16 protein-coding genes are annotated in these 18,690 nt (G+C 56.1%); 9 read left to right on the top strand and 7 right to left on the bottom strand.

Annotated elements, in window-relative coordinates; all coding sequences use genetic code 11:
* Nucleotides 1-6 precede the first annotated feature (6 nt).
* Nucleotides 7-936 carry a 1,2-phenylacetyl-CoA epoxidase subunit PaaA gene (gene paaA / locus ACMWLG_RS08310; RefSeq protein ID WP_045398979.1) on the bottom strand — a complete coding sequence of 310 codons (930 nt, stop codon included), beginning with the start codon at nt 934-936 and terminating at the stop codon, nt 7-9.
* A gap of 284 nt (nt 937-1,220) precedes the next feature.
* On the opposite strand from paaA, the gene paaZ reads away from it, so the two are divergent.
* The 6 genes from paaZ (at nt 1,221) to ACMWLG_RS08340 (ending at nt 8,394) form a co-directional block, all read left to right on the top strand.
* Nucleotides 1,221-3,266 (top strand): phenylacetic acid degradation bifunctional protein PaaZ, encoded by a 2,046-nt coding sequence (gene paaZ / locus ACMWLG_RS08315; RefSeq protein ID WP_045398976.1) that lies wholly within the window; start codon nt 1,221-1,223, stop codon nt 3,264-3,266.
* Between the two features lie 200 nt (nt 3,267-3,466).
* Nucleotides 3,467-3,949 (top strand): Hcp family type VI secretion system effector, encoded by a 483-nt coding sequence (locus ACMWLG_RS08320; RefSeq protein WP_045398973.1) that lies wholly within the window; start codon nt 3,467-3,469, stop codon nt 3,947-3,949.
* 110 nt (nt 3,950-4,059) lie between these two features.
* Nucleotides 4,060-4,356 (top strand): polymorphic toxin type 44 domain-containing protein, encoded by a 297-nt coding sequence (locus tag ACMWLG_RS08325; protein ID WP_223604042.1) that lies wholly within the window; start codon nt 4,060-4,062, stop codon nt 4,354-4,356.
* Complete coding sequence (locus ACMWLG_RS08330; RefSeq protein ID WP_045398970.1) at nt 4,334-4,729, top strand: hypothetical protein; 396 nt, start codon at nt 4,334-4,336, stop codon at nt 4,727-4,729. Before ACMWLG_RS08325 ends, ACMWLG_RS08330 begins: the two co-directional genes overlap by 23 nt.
* Before the next feature lie 161 nt (nt 4,730-4,890).
* On the top strand, nt 4,891-7,167 hold the full coding sequence (gene tynA, locus ACMWLG_RS08335; protein ID WP_045398968.1) for a primary-amine oxidase: 2,277 nt from the start codon (nt 4,891-4,893) through the stop codon (nt 7,165-7,167).
* A gap of 120 nt (nt 7,168-7,287) precedes the next feature.
* Nucleotides 7,288-8,394, top strand: coding sequence for a membrane-associated sensor domain-containing protein (locus tag ACMWLG_RS08340; protein WP_414762973.1), 1,107 nt, complete (start codon nt 7,288-7,290; stop codon nt 8,392-8,394).
* A gap of 138 nt (nt 8,395-8,532) precedes the next feature.
* Here the strand turns inward: ACMWLG_RS08340 and ACMWLG_RS08345 are convergent, their stop codons facing one another.
* Nucleotides 8,533-10,032, bottom strand: coding sequence for an aldehyde dehydrogenase family protein (locus tag ACMWLG_RS08345; RefSeq protein ID WP_045401150.1), 1,500 nt, complete (start codon nt 10,030-10,032; stop codon nt 8,533-8,535).
* Nucleotides 10,033-10,273: 241 nt separating this feature from the next.
* Between ACMWLG_RS08345 and feaR the strand changes: the two genes are divergently transcribed.
* On the top strand, nt 10,274-11,182 hold the full coding sequence (gene feaR / locus ACMWLG_RS08350) for a transcriptional regulator FeaR (RefSeq protein WP_033145415.1): 909 nt from the start codon (nt 10,274-10,276) through the stop codon (nt 11,180-11,182).
* On the opposite strand, the gene ACMWLG_RS08355 is transcribed toward feaR, so the two are convergent.
* The 4 genes from ACMWLG_RS08355 to ACMWLG_RS08370 all read right to left on the bottom strand — a co-directional run bounded on the left by ACMWLG_RS08355 (nt 11,183) and on the right by ACMWLG_RS08370 (nt 14,874).
* Complete coding sequence (locus tag ACMWLG_RS08355) at nt 11,183-11,500, bottom strand: YdbL family protein (RefSeq protein ID WP_045401153.1); 318 nt, start codon at nt 11,498-11,500, stop codon at nt 11,183-11,185.
* A 7-nt stretch (nt 11,501-11,507) separates the two neighbouring features.
* The gene (locus ACMWLG_RS08360) at nt 11,508-11,699 is read right to left on the bottom strand and encodes a YnbE family lipoprotein (protein WP_014169918.1); all 192 of its coding nucleotides are present in this window, start codon (nt 11,697-11,699) and stop codon (nt 11,508-11,510) included.
* Complete coding sequence (locus tag ACMWLG_RS08365; protein WP_045401156.1) at nt 11,696-14,335, bottom strand: YdbH family protein; 2,640 nt, start codon at nt 14,333-14,335, stop codon at nt 11,696-11,698. Before ACMWLG_RS08365 ends, ACMWLG_RS08360 begins: the two co-directional genes overlap by 4 nt.
* Nucleotides 14,336-14,550: 215 nt before the next feature.
* Nucleotides 14,551-14,874: a hypothetical protein gene (locus ACMWLG_RS08370; RefSeq protein WP_023311564.1), complete on the bottom strand. Its 324-nt coding sequence runs from the start codon at nt 14,872-14,874 to the stop codon at nt 14,551-14,553.
* A 326-nt stretch (nt 14,875-15,200) separates the two neighbouring features.
* Between ACMWLG_RS08370 and ACMWLG_RS08375 the strand changes: the two genes are divergently transcribed.
* On the top strand, nt 15,201-16,190 hold the full coding sequence (locus tag ACMWLG_RS08375; protein WP_023311563.1) for a 2-hydroxyacid dehydrogenase: 990 nt from the start codon (nt 15,201-15,203) through the stop codon (nt 16,188-16,190).
* Nucleotides 16,191-16,209: 19 nt separating this feature from the next.
* On the opposite strand, the gene ACMWLG_RS08380 is transcribed toward ACMWLG_RS08375, so the two are convergent.
* Complete coding sequence (locus ACMWLG_RS08380; protein WP_045401159.1) at nt 16,210-17,418, bottom strand: MFS transporter; 1,209 nt, start codon at nt 17,416-17,418, stop codon at nt 16,210-16,212.
* Nucleotides 17,419-17,876: 458 nt separating this feature from the next.
* On the opposite strand from ACMWLG_RS08380, the gene ACMWLG_RS08385 reads away from it, so the two are divergent.
* On the top strand, nt 17,877-18,548 hold the full coding sequence (locus ACMWLG_RS08385) for an MgtC family protein (RefSeq protein ID WP_045401161.1): 672 nt from the start codon (nt 17,877-17,879) through the stop codon (nt 18,546-18,548).
* Nucleotides 18,549-18,690 lie beyond the last annotated feature (142 nt).

Consider the following 18,690-nt stretch of genomic DNA (forward strand, 5'->3'; position numbering starts at 1 on the left):
TTCCTCTTAAGCCACTTTGCGGGCGTGTTGTTTTTCCGCGTGCGCCAGTGCGGCTTCGCGCACCCACGCCCCCTCTTCCCAGGCTTTACGTTTCGCGGCCAGGCGCTCGTGGTTGCAGATGCCGCGCCCGTTAATGACCTCGTCAAACTCCTGCCAGTCAATCTCGCCGAAGCGATAATGACCGCTCTCTTCATCAAATCGCAGGTCGGGATCCGGCACCGTCATGCCCAGCATCTCCACCTGCGGCACCGTGTTGTCGACAAAGCGCTGGCGAAGCTCGTCATTGCCGAAGCGTTTGATTTTCCAGGCCAGGCTGCGGGCGCTGTTCGGCGAGTTGTCGTCGTTCGGCCCGAACATCATCAGCGCCGGCCACCAGAAGCGGTTGATGGCGTCCTGCAGCATCTGACGCTGGGCCTCGCTGCCCTGCGCCAGCGCCATGCAGGCCTCAAAGCCCTGGCGCTGGTGGAAGCTCTCTTCTTTACAGATTTTCACCATCGCGCGTGCATACGGACCGTAGGAGGTGCGGCACAGCGCCACCTGGTTGACGATGGCCGCGCCATCCACCAGCCAGCCAATCACGCCGATATCGGCCCAGCTCAGGGTCGGATAGTTGAAGATGGAGGAGTATTTCATCCTGCCGTCGAGCATCTTCTGGTAGATGTCTTCCCGCGCGCAGCCCAGCGTTTCCGCCGCGCTGTAGAGGTAGAGCCCGTGCCCGGCTTCGTCCTGCACTTTCGCCAGCAGGATCGCTTTTCGGCGTAGCGTCGGCGCGCGGGTAATCCAGTTCCCTTCCGGCAGCATGCCGACAATTTCGGAGTGCGCATGCTGACCAATCTGACGGATCAACGTCTTACGGTAGGCGTCAGGCATCCAGTCCTGAGGCTCAATCGCCGTCTCCTGCGCTATGCGCTGCTCAAACCGTTGTTCTTGCGTCACGTCGTCACCTTTATGATTCTTTAGTTTGCAAATTAAAGCGTAATGTTGAATCACTTTGTTTTTAAAAGTTACACAAAGGTTAAATATAACCCCAAGAATTGTTTCCTGGTTTTGTGATGCTGCTCTCAAGGCTTTTGTCTCAGGCCTTTCATAAAGCGCCTTTAAGCGGTGAGATTCATCCGGCCAGATCACAACGTTAACAATTCATTAAAAACTCAGCTTGATTTTTATGATTCATGATCAAACTATTAATGAGTAAATTACGTAACACTTGGAGATAAGCGATGCAGCAGTTAGCCAGCTTCGTGTCCGGTACCTGGCAGTCTGGCCGGGGCCGCGAACGCACTATTCATCACGCCATCAGTGGCGAAGCCCTGTGGAGCGTGACCAGCGAAGGGCTGGACATGGCGGCCGCCCGTCGCTATGCGATTGAGCGCGGCGGTGAAGCGCTTCACGAGATGAGCTTTATCGAACGTGCGGCCATGCTGAAGGCGGTGGCAAAGCACCTGCTTAGCGAGAAAGAGACGTTCTATGCCCTGTCAGCCCAGACGGGCGCGACGAAGGCGGACAGCTGGGTGGATATTGAAGGCGGCATTGGCACCCTCTTCACATACGCCAGCCTGGGCAGCCGCGAGCTGCCGGATGACACGCTGTGGCCGGAAGACGAGTTAATCCCGCTGTCGAAAGAAGGCGGCTTTGCGGCGCGCCATGTCCTCACCTCCAAAGCCGGCGTGGCGGTGCACATCAACGCCTTTAACTTCCCCTGCTGGGGGATGCTGGAAAAGCTGGCGCCGACCTGGCTTGCCGGCATGCCCGCCATCATCAAACCCGCTACCGCGACCGCGCAGGTGACGCAGGCGATGGTGAAATCCATCGTGGACAGCGGGCTGGTGCCGGACGGCGCCATCAGCCTGATCTGCGGCGGCGCGGGGGATCTGCTCGACCAGCTCGACAGCCAGGACGTGGTGACCTTTACCGGCTCCGCCAGTACAGGGCAAAGCCTGCGCGTGCACCCGAATATCGTGGCGAATTCGATTCCGTTCACCATGGAGGCCGACTCCCTGAACTGCTGCGTACTGGGGGAAGACGTCACGCCGGAACAGCCGGAGTTTGCGCTGTTCGTCCGGGAAGTGGTTCGCGAGATGACCGCTAAAGCCGGGCAAAAATGTACGGCCATTCGCCGCATTATCGTCTCGCAAAGCCAGATTGACGCCGTGACCAAGGCGCTGATTGCACGCCTGGAAAAAGTGGTGGTGGGCGACCCGGCGCAGGAAGGGGTAAAGATGGGGGCGCTGGTCAACGCCGAACAGCGTGCGGACGTGCAGGAGAAAGTGGAGCAACTGATCGCCGCAGGCTGCCAGATCCGTCTGGGTGGCAAAGCGGACCTGCAGGCCCCGGGGGCGTTCTTCCCACCGACCCTGCTGTTCTGCCCGCAGCCGGACGAAACCCCGGCGGTGCACTCAACCGAAGCCTTCGGCCCGGTTGCGACGCTGATGCCGTATAGCAACGCACGCCACGCGATGCAGCTTGCCCGCGCGGGCGGCGGCAGCCTGGCGGGTACGCTGGTCACCGCCGATTCGGCGATTGCCCGCCAGTTTATTGCCGGCGCGGCGCGCGCCCACGGGCGCATTCAGATCCTTAACGAGGAATCATCAAAAGAGTCTACCGGCCACGGCTCCCCGCTGCCTCAGCTGGTGCACGGCGGCCCGGGCCGCGCGGGCGGCGGCGAAGAGCTGGGCGGCCTGCGCGCGGTGAAGCACTACCTGCAGCGCACCGCGATTCAGGGCAGCCCGACGATGCTGGCCGCCATTGGCAAACAGTGGGTGCGTGGCGCAGCGGTGCAGGAAGATCGCGTGCATCCGTTCCGCAAATACTTCGAGGAGCTACAGCCGGGCGATAGCCTGCTGACGCCGCGCCGCACCCTCACGGAAGCGGACATTGTGAACTTTGCCTGCCTGAGCGGGGACCACTTCTACGCCCATATGGACAAGATCGCCGCGGCAGAGTCGATCTTCGGCGAGCGCGTGGTGCACGGCTACTTCCTGATCTCCGCCGCAGCGGGACTGTTTGTTGATGCGGGCGTCGGGCCGGTTATTGCTAACTACGGCATGGAGAACCTGCGCTTTATCGAGCCGGTTAAGCCGGGCGATACCATACAGGTGCGTCTGACCTGCAAACGTAAAACGCTGAAGAAACAGCGTACCGGGGAGGAAAAACCGACCGGCGTGGTGGAATGGGCGGTTGAGATCTTCAATCAGCACCAGCAGGCCGTGGCGCTCTACTCCATCCTGACGCTGGTGGCGCGCCAGCAGGGTGATATTTTATCTTGAGCCTTAACTCTTAATCCGCAGATGTGTTGCGTTAAGAGAAAATATAAACTGGATGGCATTGGGAGACCAAACCATCCAGCCAGCCTGGTCTGGATAAGTTACAACCAGAAACAGTAATCGAATTGACCATATTATTATCAAGGCTATTATTTTCTGACGTGAATATTTTCAAGTGCAATTACATGGAAGGTTAATTGAATATGGCAATACCCGTATATCTTTTCTTAACGGACGACGGCGGCGCAAAAATCACAGGCTCAGTGGATATTCGTGACCGCGAGGGAAGCATTGAAGTCACCGGCTTTACCCATAACCTCCGCCTGCCAACGGATCCTTTGACCGGTAAAATCACCAGCAAACGCAACCATGCGCCAATCGTTTTTCAAAAGGAAATTGATTCATCTTCTCCTTATCTGATGAAAGCCGTTGCTACTGGGCAAACCCTCAAAACAGCGGAATTCAGGTGGTATCGCATAAATGACGCTGGTCAAGAGGTAGAATATTACAATATGCATCTCGATAATGTTCGCGTCGTTTCCGTTACGCCATTGATGCATGACACTAAAGACCCGACGAAAGAAAAACACAATCATCTTGAAGTCGTTGAACTACGGTACGACAAAATAACCTGGACATATTGCGACGGTAATTTGCGATTCGCCGATAGCTGGGCAGAGCGTTAACTATGCGTGTGCCTTCATATTCTACTCCATACGATATTGCTTCATTTTCGCCCCCGGGCGTTGACGTTGTCAGCCATATGGTCATCGCTCGATTTCATGGCGGTCCCTCAATGATGACGTACATCTGGTTTTATCAAATGGTGAGAAATCATGGCCCATGGGACTATAAGCAAGGCCGTTCGCAATATGCTAACTTTGGAAATTTTCATTACGGTGCGGTTGGCGCGGCGGCGGGCATTCCTGATGGAGTGCTGCTACGCGGTGCAGGTACTGCGCAGATCCTTGCTGGCACAAGCGATCCGGTAGAATTTGCTAAATATCATGGTGCCAGTGCTTATGGAGATGACCCTGTTGATCAATTATGGATTAGGGCAGGAATAGATTATGCACGACGTTCGGGATTTTAACTGGCGAATCGTAGTGGCGGTTGTCATTTTTCTGGGGTTTATCTTATACCCTTTCCGCGATCTGTTTACCGTGTATGAAAAATTTCAGGAAAAAATTATCGTTAATGATCGTTTAGCTCTCTACATAACCCAGGTTGAAGCGAGTTCTTTATCCAGAGATACGTTTCACTTTTATCTCTATGATGCGAAAAAAAGCACTGAAGATTTTATGTCTCACGTATCAGATATCAAACCTGTCATGGTTACCAACGATGCTAAAGCCACAGCAACGGTAACAAACGGAGATATTTATCTCCGCGTTCGCGGAAATATTTACTCTTTCACTACAGTTGGGTTCGACGTGCGTATTTATCTGGATAGATCACCTTACTGATCCCATGAAGCCTCTATCTCGGGGATGTGACGTATCCCCGCTCTTTTTTTAACCTGGCAAGACTGGCAAATAACCTGGCAGATGCAGGCAAACGCTTTTCTCATAGGCCTGTCAGGATAAGGCTGTCACAACACAATAAACACAACAAGATGAGGTCTACGATGGGAAGCAATTCTTCTTTTTCTGCCCGTAGAACGGCGCTGGCCATGGCCGTTGCGCTGTGTTGCGCCTGGCAATCCCCTGTTTTCGCCCACGGCAGTGAGGCGCATATGATCCCGATGGACAAAACGCTGCAGGACTTTGGCGCGGACGTTCAGTGGGATGATTACGCACAGATGTTCACCATTGCGAAAGACGGTGCCTTTGTGAAGGTCAAACCGGGCGCTAAAACCGCCATCGTCAACGGTAAAACCCTCAGACTCGAGGTGCCGGTGGTGATGAAAGGCAAGAAAGCCTTTATTTCCGATACCTTCATCAACGATGTGTTCCAGTCCGGCCTTGACCAGACCTTCCAGGTAGAAAAACGCCCTCACCCGTTAAACGCGCTAACGGCGGACGAAATTAAGCAGGCCGTTGAGATTGTGAAAGCCTCGGCGGACTTTAAACCGAATACCCGCTTTACCCAGATCGCCCTGGCAGAGCCCGAGAAAGCCAAAGTGTGGGACTTTGTGCTTAACGGTACGGCAGTGGATGCCCCTCGCCAGGCGAAGATCGTCATGCTCGATGGCAAGCACGTTATCGAAAGCGTGGTGGACCTGAAGGATAAAAAAATCCTGCGCCGGGAGCCGGTAAAAGACGCGCACGGCATGGTGCTGCTGGATGATTTCACCGCGGTTCAGCAGATCATCAACGAAAGCACCGAGTTCGCCGAGGTGCTTAAAAAACACGGCATCACCGACCCGAAAAAAGTGATTACTACGCCGCTGACCGTCGGCTATTTCGACGGTAAAGACGGCCTGAAGCAGGAAGATCGCCTGCTGAAGGTGGTGAGCTATCTGGACGTGGGCGACGGCAACTACTGGGCGCACCCGATTGAGAACCTGGTGGCCGTGGTCGATCTTGAACAGAAAAAGATCCAGAAGATTGAAGAAGGCGCCGTTGTTCCGGTTCCCATGACCCCGCGTCCCTATGATGGCCGCGACCGCGTTGAGACGCCGAAAAAACCGCTCAACATCACTGAGCCGGAAGGTAAGAACTACACCATCACCGGGGATATGGTGCACTGGCAGAACTGGGATTTTCACCTTAGCCTGGACTCCCGCGTCGGTCCGATGATTTCAACCGTCACCTATAACGACAACGGCAAAAAGCGCCAGGTGATGTATCAGGGGTCGCTCGGCGGCATGATCGTCCCTTACGGCGATCCGGACGTGGGCTGGTACTTTAAAGCCTATCTCGACTCCGGCGACTACGGTATGGGCACCCTGACCTCACCGCTGGTGCGCGGTAAAGACGTACCGTCCAACGCCGTGATGCTCAATGAAACCATCCCGGATTACACCGGCGCGCCGATGGAGATCCCGCGCGCGATCGCCATTTTCGAACGCTACGCCGGGCCGGAATACAAACATCAGGAGATGGGTCAGCCAAACGTCAGCACCGAGCGCCGCGAGCTGGTGGTGCGCTGGGTGAGTACCGTGGGCAACTACGATTACATCTTTGACTGGGTGTTCCATGAAAATGGCACTATCGGCATTGACGCCGGCGCAACGGGTATCGAGGCGGTGAAAGGCGTTCAGGCGAAAACCATGCACGACGCCACAGCCAAAGACGACACCAAATACGGCACGCTGATCGACCATAACATCGTGGGCACCACGCACCAGCATATCTACAACTTCCGTCTTGATATGGACGTGGACGGCATCAACAACAAGCTGGTGGCGATGGATCCGGAAGTGAAGCCGAATACCGCCGGGGGCCCGCGCACCAGCACCATGCAGATCAATCAGTACGATATTAATACCGAGCAGCAGGCGGCGCAGAAGTTCGACCCGGGCACCATTCGGCTGCTGAGCAACACCAGTAAAGAGAACCGCATGGGCAACCCGGTCTCGTACCAGATTATCCCTTACGCGGGCGGTACGCACCCGGTGGCGACCGGCGCGAAATTTGCCCCGGACGAGTGGATTTACCATCGCCTGAGCTTTATGGACAAACAGCTGTGGGTGACTCGTTACCACCCGGATGAGCTCTACCCTGAAGGAAAATTCCCGAACCGCTCCGTACACGACACGGGCCTGGGGCAGTACAGCAAGGATAACGAGTCGCTTAACGATCAGGATGACGTGGTCTGGATGACCACCGGCACCACCCATGTCGCCCGCGCGGAGGAGTGGCCGATAATGCCGACGGAATGGGTGCATACCCTGCTTAAGCCGTGGAACTTCTTCGACGAGACGCCAACGCTCGGGAAGAAGAAAGACGAACAGAAATAAATAACGTACCGGGCGCAATGCCCGGTTTTTTTTGCCTCTGGATTTGAGGATCGTCCTGGCTTGCTTATAGTTACTGATATCTCACCTGCATGATTTATCCCCCGGTCGGGAAAGGGCTTTATGGAAAAAAGAAAAAAACCGACACTTGAACGGGCAACCTGGCCAACGCACCATGCTATGGTTATGCACGGGCTGGCGATGAACCTGCCGTGGCTGGCCTTCGTGAATATCAGCTTCGCGGTGATGATTCTGCTGCGACACATTTTGCTTAATACCAGCGATCCCCTTTATCCCCACTCGCCGCAGCTGGCGAGAATGGTCGATGCCTCCATGCTCGGCATTATCATTCTCTCTGCTGCGCTGATCCTCATGGCCTGGCGACGCATCGCCGGCATTAGCGTGGTACTGTTTATCTGCAGCGCCATCTGGTCGGTCTCCTGCTTTTGGTTTATCACCCAGCTGCTGCTCCCGCACGTCTGGCCGCTGTGCGTCAATTTATTACTCGCTGGCTTAACGGCGCTCTATTTTTATCCTGAAGGGCTACTCGCCTTTGTGCTCCCGCTCTGGATCACCTTGCCGGTAGCAAGCTGGATACGGAACGATGGCCTCAACCTTCACTTTTTTGTTATCTGGAGCGTCTTTACGCTGATCCTGATCTGCGGGCGTTTCATCCTGCTGAGCTGGTTTGACGAGGCCTGGCGACGTAACCAGCAAAATCAGCTGCTGATCTCCAGGCTGGATGCGCTGGCGCATCAGGATCCGTTAACCAAAACCGCCAATCGCCGGAAAATGGAAGTGGTGCTGGAGAACGCGGTTGAGCAGAAAAAAACCTTCTCGGTGATCATGCTGGATATCGACTATTTCAAACGCTACAACGACACCTACGGGCACCAGGCGGGTGACGACTGCCTGACGCGCGTGGCGCGGGTGCTTAAGCAGTCGGTGCGCACGCCTGATGATGTGGTGTCACGCTACGGCGGCGAGGAGTTTGTAGTGATCCTGTTTAACTGTCCGGAAAACATCGCAGAAAAGGTGGCCTTACGTATTCAGGACGGCCTGCGCACAGAAGCTATACCGCACAGCGCGTCAACCGTTAGCGATCGTGTCACCGTGAGCATGGGAATTGCAAGCATGGCGGAAGGGTTAGCGGGCACCGAGATCATCGCCCGCGCCGATGCGGCGCTGTACCGGGCGAAAGAGGCCGGTCGGGATCGGTGGTCGCTTTAATTAAAGCCGGGTGGCGGCTACGCCTTACACGGCCTGCAAAATTCGCCCGGTGCGGCTGGATGCCCTCACCCTGACCCTCTCCCATGGGAGAGGGAACAAACACTAAAAAGGCAACCTCCAGGTTGCCTTTTGCTTTTACTAGTAGCGCACGCAAACCGATTTGGTTTCACACCAGCCGTCCAGCCAGTCCGGACCGAAGTCGCGTCCGGTGCCGGACTGCTTCATGCCGCCGAACGGCAGGTTGGCGTCAATCAGCGTATGGCTGTTTACCCAGACGGTGCCCGCCTGCAGCCGGTCGGTGTACTCCAGCGCCTTGCTGATATTCTGCGTCCAGACGCTGGCAGTCAGGCCATATTCGGTGTCGTTTGCCAGCTGGAGCGCCTCTTCCCCGTCGGCGACGCGTACCAGGTTGACCACCGGGCCAAACACCTCTTCACGGGTCAGGCGCAGTGAGGCATCCGGGTTCACCACCAGCGTAGGCGAAACGTAATAGCCTTTGCCTTCCGGCCCCCGGTTACCGACGATCAGCTCCGCGCTGCGCGACTTCGCTTCGTCAAGGAAGGTCTGCACCTTGTCGCAGTGCGCGCGCGATACCAGCGGGTTGATAAACGCTCCCGGCGACATGCCCGGCCCGACGCTCAGGGATTTCACCGCCTGCTCAAACCCGCTGACCAGCGTGTCAAACAGCGGCGCTTCAATATAGATGCGCGAGCTCGCCGCGCACACCTGCCCCTGGTTCAGGAAGCTGCCGGTCATCAGGCCTTCGATTACCCACGCCGGGTCCGCGTCTTTTAGTACAATGGCCGGGTTTTTCCCGCCCAGTTCCAGAGTCACCCCGGTTAGCGTATCCGCCGCCGCGCGGGCGATTTGCTTACCCGTCGCCGTTGAGCCGGTGAAGCTCACCTTCGCGATATGCGGATGCGAGGTCAGCGCCGCGCCACACACCGCGCCGCTCCCGGTCACCACGTTGAACACCCCATCCGGGATGCCCGCTTCACTGGCCAGTTCCGCCACGCGCAGCATGGTCAGCGGCGTGGTTTCAGACGGCTTAATGACGATAGAGCAGCCAGCTGCCAGCGCTGGCATCACTTTCCACATGCCGATCATCAGCGGGAAGTTCCAGGGCACAATCCCGGCCACCACGCCAACCGGCTCTTTACGCGTCCACGCCTGATAGCGGGCGCCCTGCGGCAGCGGGATAGAAAGATCGAGAGTTTTACCCGAAATTTTGGTGGTCAACCCGGCGGTATAGCGCATCCAGTTCAGGGTGCAGCCGACTTCAAACATACGGGAAATGTTGATGGATTTGCCCTGCTCCAGCGTTTCAAGCTGGGCCAGCTCCTCGCTGTGCTGTTCCACCAGATCGGCGAAATGGAGCAGGATCCGCTCACGCTCCGCCGGGAGTTTTCCGGCCCAGGTGCGGGCCACAAAGGCGCGCCAGCCGGACATGACGGCACGATCAACGTCGTCGACGCTGGCATCGGCAGTCGAGGCAATGACCTCGCCCGTGGCCGGGTTGAAGACGTTCAGCCGCTTTTCACTGTCCGACGCGGCCTGACGCCCTTCAATCCACAGGCCATGCTGTCGGTCTAAAAATTGTTGTACGGCAGGCTGAATGGCCACCTGTGATTCAGACATAGGATACTCCTTCGTTATTCTTCGCAGGGTGTCCATCCAGTCTAAGTGGGGTTTTGCGTTCTCGCTTTTGTCTCTGTGACATTCGCTTTGCCACCTGTGACAGGCTCCGCAAATCGCGATAATTGCCGCTTATATCGCTGTTACCGGTGAGTGTTCTTTCCTATAGTCAGCCTCATAGCTCTGACAAAATGCAACACAAATGCAACAATGCGAAAACGTTGACGGTGCAGTGAGAGAAACGATGGCGTGTGCAAGCGAGCAGGAACAGTATCAGCAGTGGCTGGCGCAAATTAACCAGGTTTGCGGGCGTTTTAACGCGCAGCCCACCGGGGGGAAATTCTTCGGCGAGCTGGAGACCAGCTATGCGCGCAGCCTGAAGCTCAGCACCGTGACCGCAGGCGGCGTTAACCTGTTCCGCTCCCGTCAGGAGATCGCTCAGAGTAACGATGCCTGGTTCTATACCGTGTTCCAGCTCGAAGGCAGCGCGGAAATTGAGCAGGATGACCGTCGCGCGCTGCTCAGAACCGGTGATATCACGCTGATTGACGCGTCGCGTCCCTGCTCGATCAACTGGCGGGAAAAATCCCGCCAGATTTCGCTGCTGGTTCCCCGCCAGATTATTGAGCAGCAGTGTCGTTTCCAGGAGATAAGCTGCGCGACCGCGCTTTCCCGCACCTTGCCCACGGTACAGCTGAGCCATCGCCTGCTGATGGAGAGCATGAGCAATGCCGACCTGAGTGACCGTGAAAGCGAAGCGGCGCTCGAGGCGATGATCTGCCTGCTGCGCCCCGCTTTCCAGCAGCGTGAAATCATTCAGCCGCGCAAGGAGCGCCAGTTCCAGCATGTGGTGGCGCTGATTGACGACCATATTCAGTCTGAATCGCTGCGCCCGGAATGGATTGCAGCCGAGAGCGGCATGTCCGTGCGCAGCCTTTACCGCATGTTTGCCGAGAAGGGGCTGGTGGTAGCGCAGTACATCAAAAACCGTCGTCTGGATCTCTGCGCGCAGGCACTGCAATCTACCGGTGATGATGAAAAGCTGGCGGGTATTGGCTACAGCTGGGGGTTCACCGACCATAGCCATTTTTCTACGGCGTTTAAGCAGCGTTTTGGCGTCTCGCCGGGTGAATACCGCAGGCGCTACCGCTAACTACTTTTTGAGCCATTTTCCGTTAATGCCCTTCACGTATTCGCCCGGCTGCGCGCGGGCAACCAGTTTCTGACCGGCCATTTTAGCCACTTCATCGACCGGCAAATTATTGCTGTCAGCCAGCTTCTGGTAGTTTTCCGCGCGCGCCGCATTGATACGACTGACCAGCGCCAGCGTTTCCGCGTCCTGTTGAATCGGGGCAAGATAGCCGCTGAGGGTTTCCCCCACGCGCCCCTGTGCCCGGGCATCGTTTAAGGTCAGCGCAGCCGCCTGCACGTTCATCCCCAGCGCCAGTAAAATCAGAGCTAATCGTTTCATGGTATCCTCAGAACAGATCGCTGCGCGATTTCAGCAGGGTTTCGACGTCTTTATCGACCTTAATATGGATTTCATGTTCGATTTTGACATTCATATTGATGGTAATCGGCTCTTTTGGCGCAGCGACTTCAATGCGCGGCGTACAGCCGGTCAGTAGCGCGGCAACGGCAACGGTGAGCACACCAGCCATCTTTTTCATTGTTGTTCCTCACTTTCCTTGCCAGTCAAACTGCGGGGAGCAGGTATCGCCGCATGTTGCTCAAACCAGGTTTGCAGATTGTCCCCAAAGCGCAGGCTGCGCCAGAGGGTAAAGACATTCTCATCATGGGTATAGTTCAGGTTGACGGAGCTGCTTTTGCCATCCACCCGGCTGGTCCCCTTGAGGGTCGCCTGCATGGTTAATTCACCCAGATTATCTAAATTGATTCTCGTCCACGAACGCGAAATTTCCATATAGCGGAGCCAGTTAATCGCCGCGCCCGCCACCATATTATCTTTCACGATGGCGTCTGCCGTATCTTTGTCGATGCGCAGCGTCATTGGCCCCGGGTTGGTCAGCCAGCCATCTTTAATGATCCATTTTTCATTGTCCAGCCAGAACGGCAGCGCCCCGCTCACCGGCCCTGACATGGTAAACTGTTTCGGATTAACGGCGCTGATCAGCTCGCTGGAGGAGATATTGTCCACGCGCAGCAGGGCCGGATCGTGCTGAGGCATCCGCAGCTGCTGCATGGTGATCTTCCCGCCGAGGGTTTCCACCTTCACGTTGGTGAGGAGCAGCGGATTGTCCTCCGTCCAGGGATAGTCCCCCTGTAGATCGGCGGTAATGTTGCGCGCGGTCACCAGGTTTTCCACTTCGCCAATGCGCAAGGTGACCGGACCGCGCGTGCCGAGAGACCAGGTTCCCTCGCTGAATCGGAACGGCAGCACAAAATCGACGCCGTTAATCTGGTTATCCGGCATCCAGGCGCTGCCGGATTTCAGCACGCCGTGCCCACCGGCCTCAAAGCCCTGATCGGCCGCCGCCGAGAAGGCGACCTGCGCGTAAAGCTCCCCGTCGCGCAGCGTCATTTTCCAGTCCGGCGGGATCAGCGGCTGGAATACGGTGAGCGACTGTTTTGGCCACCAGGCCTGCCCGCGAAGGCGCACGCCATCCCAGCGTCCGTTCACCTGTACCGGGCCGATTTTGTCCGCATGGAGGTCGCCCTTAAACTGGAAAATGGTCGGGTCAGTGCCGTCAACGCTGAAGGTCAGGACCGAGGGCGGCAACGCGCTGCCGCCGGAGAAACGGGTTTGCCCGGCGTTGAGCGACAGCGCGCCGCTGAAGGCCGGTTTATCGGGGTCACGCAGCCAGCGCACCGGTTGATCCAGCACCAGGCGAGGCTTGCTGACCTCCATAGTGCCGTACTGGAGCTTGTCAAAACCGGTGGAGAGCGCCGTCAGCTCAATAAGATTGTCGCGCCACTCGCCTTTCCCGGCGACATCCCAGCGGGCATTCATCGGCGTAAAACCGCCTTTCCCCCAGTAGCGCCACTGCCACAGACCGTTATCAGGTAAGAAGTCGCTGGCCTGACCGTCCAGGTGGAGTTCAAAATCGCCCATCTCGTTTTCATGGGCGCGCAGAATAGCCTGCAGACGGCCGTCCACGCCCTTCTGGGTGAGCTTCACGCCCGCCAGCGGCCAGCGGATTTCATCGATATCAAGTGAGTCAATGATGCGCCCGCGCGAGCGGAGCAGCGCGCCCGGCTCAAAGGCCAGCTTCGGTTCATACAGGCTGCCGGTCAGCGTTGCGGGCAATTTAGCGTAAAGAATGAGATCGTTTTGCTTTGCCTCGCCGCTCAGGTGCAGAGGCATGTCGCTGTTTTCCATGCTGAGCCTGCCTGGCCCGATATTCAGTACCGCGTTCCCTTTCCCCGCATCACCGTGGGTAAGCACATTCAGCCGTCCGGTCAGGGTGGCTTTCTCCAGCCCCTGCTGCCAGTTGTCGGCGCGAAGAGACACCCGGCCGCTCAGCGGCATCCCCGAGAGATCCCAATTCCAGCGCCCGTCGCTGATGTTCAGCTGCTCCGCCGTGACCTGCCACGGCAGGTCGAGCAGCGGATCGGGATTGTCCCGCGCCATCACCACCAGCTGTCCCTGATTGTCTTCCCAGTCCAGTTCGGCATCGACCAGAGACGTTAACTGTGGCACGTTAAAGGTCGCGACCGCGTGGCCTTTCACCGGCACGCCATCCGGCACCAGCGGCAGGGTAAACTCGCCCACCAGCTTAATCGGCTGCGGCTGGTCCGGGAGCTGTACATCGAACTGGCTGACCGAGAGCGTCTGACCGCGCAGCGTGCCTTTAATGCTGACCTGCTCGCCTTTATAGGCAATCTCCTGAATGGACGGCGTCAGCGACGCATGCAGCTCGCCCTGCCACTGCTGCCAGGGCGACAGCGTCAGACGGTGAACCGTGATCCAGGTATTCGGTAATACCGCCTGCCATTGCGCCAGCGTTTTGGGGGCGACCGTTGAGGGTGCAGACTGGGGAATTTTGCTCAGACAGACGGAATTGAGATCCAGCGCGCCGACATCCAGCTTCCAGCGGCTTGGATGTGACAGCGTCACGTTATCGATGCGGGCAATTTCGCAGTCTTCAACCAGATAGCGAAGATCGGGGATCACCAGCGCGTGGCGAGTAAGTTTCGGACTCTCTTCGAAAGCGATGCGCGTCCCGACGGGCAGCCAGATCCCGGCGAGCGTCGGTACCCACTGAGCGAGCGTCATCAGCAGCGTCAGCGGCAACAGTATGAACAGCAGTAAAAGCGCAAGAGCGGCTTTGTATTTACCCTTCATGGGCAGTTAATATCCTGATTTAGCGAAAGAATTAAGCCGGCAGTGCCGATCATTGTCGCATGTTTAGCGGTTGAGTTGAAGTTAACGCCAAGATTAAGGATAGATGCTGTAAATAGTATGAGGTAACTTTTTTGCTATGCGTAACCTAAAGAACACAATTTAGATTCAGTGGGTTACGCATAATTTCAGGCAAAGAAGCCGGAATAACTGCGTAATTAATACCTGTTCCTGGGCACTGCCAGCAGGTAAAGCATTGCGAATATCAATGACCCCCAGTACACCGAGTCGTACCGCCAGGGATCAAAATCGATATGTAAAAAACCGCTAACAAACTCATAGCCGTTGGCAAAAACGTTAATCTGGATGGCTGCAATGGCTATCACAAACAGCATATAGGCAATGAACAGTGGGTGTTTTCTTAGCCGGGTAATCTTCTGTTTCCCGAAATATAAAAAGAAAAAAACTACTATAGATACAATGAAATAGTACAAAGCGGGCAGCATTGGCGGAGATAAGGACAACCCCAGTTGTTGCGACATGCATCATTCTCCCTCTTTATCAGAAACTCACCCGGTTCCTAATATCGTCCCATCACATCCAGAAGGATTGCAGTTTTCACACCCTCTTGCCATTCTTTAACGTAATTCAGACAGGCTTTTTTCGCATCCTCAACCCACTGCATTTTTCTCTACACGCCCTAACCAGATTCACGCCAAAGATTCCTCGTAGCAAGAATATCATGGAGTTAGGGTGCACATATGCTCTAGAATAATTGATAGAACTTATTGAATTCAATAATATTTTATAAATTGTAAGATAATTTTAATCATGCTAACGTGAATGCAAAATCACTGGAGAAAGTCTTATGAAACTCGCGGTATATAGCACAAAGCAGTACGACAAAAAGTATCTGCAACATGTTAACGAGGCTTACGGGTTTGAGCTTGAATTTTTCGACTTTCTGCTGTCCGAAAAAACAGCCAAAACGGCGCACGGCTGTGAAGGCGTCTGCATTTTTGTTAACGACGACGGCAGTCGTCCGGTGCTGGAAGAGTTGAAAAAACAGGGGGTGAAATATATCGCCCTGCGCTGCGCGGGCTTTAATAACGTGGACCTCGACGCGGCGAAAGAGCTGGGTCTGAGGGTGGTGCGCGTCCCGGCGTACTCCCCGGAAGCGGTCGCGGAACATGCGATTGGCATGATGATGTCGCTCAACCGTCGTATTCACCGCGCTTATCAGCGTACCCGTGATGCCAACTTCTCGCTGGAAGGGCTGACCGGCTTTACCATGTACGGCAAAACCGCGGGCGTGATCGGCACCGGTAAAATCGGCATCGCCGCCCTGCGCATTCTGAAAGGCTTCGGCATGCGTCTGCTGGCGTTCGATCCGTACCCGAGCGCCGCTGCGCTGGAGCTGGGCGTGGAATACGTCGACCTGCCGACCCTGTTCTCGCAGTCTGACGTGATCTCCCTGCACTGCCCGCTGACGCCGGAGAACTACCACCTGCTCAACCAGGCGGCGTTTGACCAGATGAAAGATGGCGTGATGATCATCAACACCAGCCGCGGCGGGCTGGTTGACTCTCAGGCCGCTATCGAAGCGCTGAAAACCCAGAAAATTGGCGCGCTGGGGATGGACGTGTACGAGAACGAACGCGATCTGTTCTTTGAAGACAAGTCGAATGATGTGATCCAGGACGACGTGTTCCGCCGCCTGTCTGCCTGTCATAACGTGCTGTTTACCGGACACCAGGCGTTTCTGACTGCCGAAGCGCTGATCAGCATTTCGGAAACCACGCTGGGTAACCTGCAGCAGCTGGAAAAGGGCGAAGCGTGCCCTAACGAACTGGCGTAAGCGTGACGCCGGGTGGCGTCTATGCCCCACCCGGCGTACTGTCTGTTTCCCAGGTCCGGTGCGCAAAGCACCACCATAGCAGTACGGCCACCAGCGCAATCGCGCTCAGGACGCTGAATGCCGTGGCAAATGAGTAATGACCCGCAATCGTGCCGGTTAACGCCGGGCTCATGGATGCCCCAACCCCCTGCATCAGCATCACCACGCTCTGCCCGGCATTGACGTGCCCGCTTCCGCGCAACAGCACCACGATAAACGACGGTACTGCGACGCCCAGAATCCCTGCGGCCAGCCCGTCGAGAATTTGTACCGGGATCATCATGAGCGGCGCGTCCGTAGACGCCGCCAGCGCGGCGCGAACCGGCATCACCAGCAGCGCCAGCATAATTAAGCGCCAGTAGCCGTATCGGTCTATTCGGTTGGCGACCCAGATGGCAACGGGAATCATCACCGCCTGAGAGATGATAACGGTGCCCGCCGCGTACAAACCGGGGTTGATCGAGGCGGGCGCCGCGGCCACCCTCATGCTCAGCATCGGCAGCAGCGCGGCGTTCGCCAGGTGAAACAGCAGCAGCGTCAGTCCGGTCACGAACAGCGCCCGGTTTTTTATCAGCACGGCAAATCCGGGAACCGGCAGGCTCGCTGAAGAAGAGAGTCCTCGTGCGGCGTCGTTGTCGATATCCCCGTTGCGAATGGCAAGCAGCGCGCAGAGCGTTAACAGCGTGGTACAGGTCATCAGCAGGAAAATCCCGCCGACGCCCCAGTACCACGCAATGCCGCCTGCAATCAGTGCGGTAACAAAGTTGCCGCCGTGATTGAACGCCTCATTTTTGCCCATCTGCGCGCTGAACCCGCCCTGACCGGTCAGCCCCAGGGTAATTCCGGCGATCAGCGGACCGACAAACGCCGCACAGATACCGGTGACGATTTGCGAAACGGCGACAATGCCGCTCTGCTGGCTAAACCAGAGCAGGAGCGTGCTAAGGGTGATGAGCAGGCACACCAGCGCCAGCACGGTCCGCTTGCTGCGCGAGGTGTCGGTGATGAATCCCGCCGGCAGCGTAGCGAGTAGTCCCGCCAGCCCACCGGCCGTCATCAGGATGCCGATATCATCGGGGGTCCAGTGGCGTTCGGTCAGAAAAATACCGAGAAAAGGACCGAGGCCATCGCGGACATCCGCAATGAAAAAACTTGTCAGGCACAATGCCCGCAGCGAACGAAGAGACATACTTCCTGCCTTTGTCTGTTATCGCCTGTAAAAAAGAAAATGTAGTATACCGGGTATTTTTGAAAATCAGATGACGTCTTAAAAAAACATGCTTTCCGAACTTAAACAATTCATAACGGAGTCTGTTTTTTCGCTTTACTCATTATCGCCCCTGACTATACTGGCAATAAATTTTCACAGGAGTCCTTCGTTGGAAAGTTATTTTATCGTCGATACGAAGGTAAGCTAGCGCGATTTTCTCGCTGCTTACCTGAAACGGTGGGCAGCAATCCTCTTTAAGCGATTGTATCCCGACACAGTAAGAACCACTCAATTTGTGGGGAATCGCATGTTCATGTTTACTCATTCACTCTTTCCGCCACCGTTGTCCTGACACGCTTAGCATTTAAACGGCGTTATGATGTGCTTAGCAAAGCACTGACGCTTATTATTTAATAACGTTAACAGGCGACAGGCTGATGTTCCCTTATATCTCTCATCTGCTCGCAGCAATGCTGCTGGGCGCAATTATTGGCGCGGAAAGACAGTGGCGCCAGCGTATGGCCGGGCTTCGTACCAATGCACTGGTTGCCACGGGTGCGGCAGTGTTCATTTTAAGTTCGGTATCGACTTCACCTGATAGCCCGGGGCGTATCGCAGCGCAGATCGTCTCCGGAATCGGCTTTCTTGGCGCTGGCGTCATTATGCGTGAAGGAATGAATATTCGTGGTTTGAATACCGCCGCAACGCTGTGGTGCTCGGCCGGAATTGGCGTACTGTGCGGATTAGGCCAGTTCTGGAATGCCGCTATGGCCAGCCTAATTATTCTCTGCGCTAACATATTGCTTCGCGAAGCCGCGCAGCGAATTAATCAACTGCCCGTGCTTCATGAAGGCGAAAAATGCTATGTCCTTAAAATCACCTGTAATGATGAGCATGAAGATGCGGTGCGGCAAAGCGTCGTAAACATGGCGAAAGAGTTGACGTTAAGTCTGAAAGCGATTTATTCCGCTACTGCGCAAGCAGAAGGTAAAACTGAAATTCGCGCGGAGGTGATGACCCGGGAGGAATACCGAAAATTACTCGATATGATTATGGGGAATATGGGCGGGAATAAAATTATCGCGTCCGTTAGCTGTCACGCAATATGAACAAGTTACCGGGCATTGCGCCCGGTTGAGGCTTTGGCGTTTTGCAGAAAACGGACCGTGACGCGGAGAGATTCATCCCCGAATGCCCCTGTTCGTTGTCACGCCACGTTAGCGAGATCAGGGCAGGTTCCACTGTACGCCT

The organism is Enterobacter sp. 01-M-02-SI-ECC (assembly GCF_047530595.1).
Taxonomy (GTDB): Bacteria; Pseudomonadota; Gammaproteobacteria; order Enterobacterales; family Enterobacteriaceae; genus Enterobacter; species Enterobacter cloacae_M.

Bases quoted from the DNA above. Each gene is read 5' to 3' on its own strand.
- paaZ (WP_045398976.1), top strand. From the start codon at position 1,221: ATGCAGCAGTTAGCCAGCTTCGTGTCCGGTACCTGGCAGTCTGGCCGG.
- ACMWLG_RS08320 (WP_045398973.1), top strand. From the start codon at position 3,467: ATGGCAATACCCGTATATCTTTTCTTAACGGACGACGGCGGCGCAAAA.
- ACMWLG_RS08325 (WP_223604042.1), top strand. From the start codon at position 4,060: ATGATGACGTACATCTGGTTTTATCAAATGGTGAGAAATCATGGCCCA.
- ACMWLG_RS08330 (WP_045398970.1), top strand. From the start codon at position 4,334: ATGCACGACGTTCGGGATTTTAACTGGCGAATCGTAGTGGCGGTTGTC.
- tynA (WP_045398968.1), top strand. From the start codon at position 4,891: ATGGGAAGCAATTCTTCTTTTTCTGCCCGTAGAACGGCGCTGGCCATG.
- ACMWLG_RS08340 (WP_414762973.1), top strand. From the start codon at position 7,288: ATGGAAAAAAGAAAAAAACCGACACTTGAACGGGCAACCTGGCCAACG.
- ACMWLG_RS08345 (WP_045401150.1), bottom strand. From the start codon at position 10,032: ATGTCTGAATCACAGGTGGCCATTCAGCCTGCCGTACAACAATTTTTA.
- feaR (WP_033145415.1), top strand. From the start codon at position 10,274: ATGGCGTGTGCAAGCGAGCAGGAACAGTATCAGCAGTGGCTGGCGCAA.
- ACMWLG_RS08355 (WP_045401153.1), bottom strand. From the start codon at position 11,500: ATGAAACGATTAGCTCTGATTTTACTGGCGCTGGGGATGAACGTGCAG.
- ACMWLG_RS08360 (WP_014169918.1), bottom strand. From the start codon at position 11,699: ATGAAAAAGATGGCTGGTGTGCTCACCGTTGCCGTTGCCGCGCTACTG.
- ACMWLG_RS08365 (WP_045401156.1), bottom strand. From the start codon at position 14,335: ATGAAGGGTAAATACAAAGCCGCTCTTGCGCTTTTACTGCTGTTCATA.
- ACMWLG_RS08370 (WP_023311564.1), bottom strand. From the start codon at position 14,874: ATGTCGCAACAACTGGGGTTGTCCTTATCTCCGCCAATGCTGCCCGCT.
- ACMWLG_RS08375 (WP_023311563.1), top strand. From the start codon at position 15,201: ATGAAACTCGCGGTATATAGCACAAAGCAGTACGACAAAAAGTATCTG.
- ACMWLG_RS08380 (WP_045401159.1), bottom strand. From the start codon at position 17,418: ATGTCTCTTCGTTCGCTGCGGGCATTGTGCCTGACAAGTTTTTTCATT.
- ACMWLG_RS08385 (WP_045401161.1), top strand. From the start codon at position 17,877: ATGTTCCCTTATATCTCTCATCTGCTCGCAGCAATGCTGCTGGGCGCA.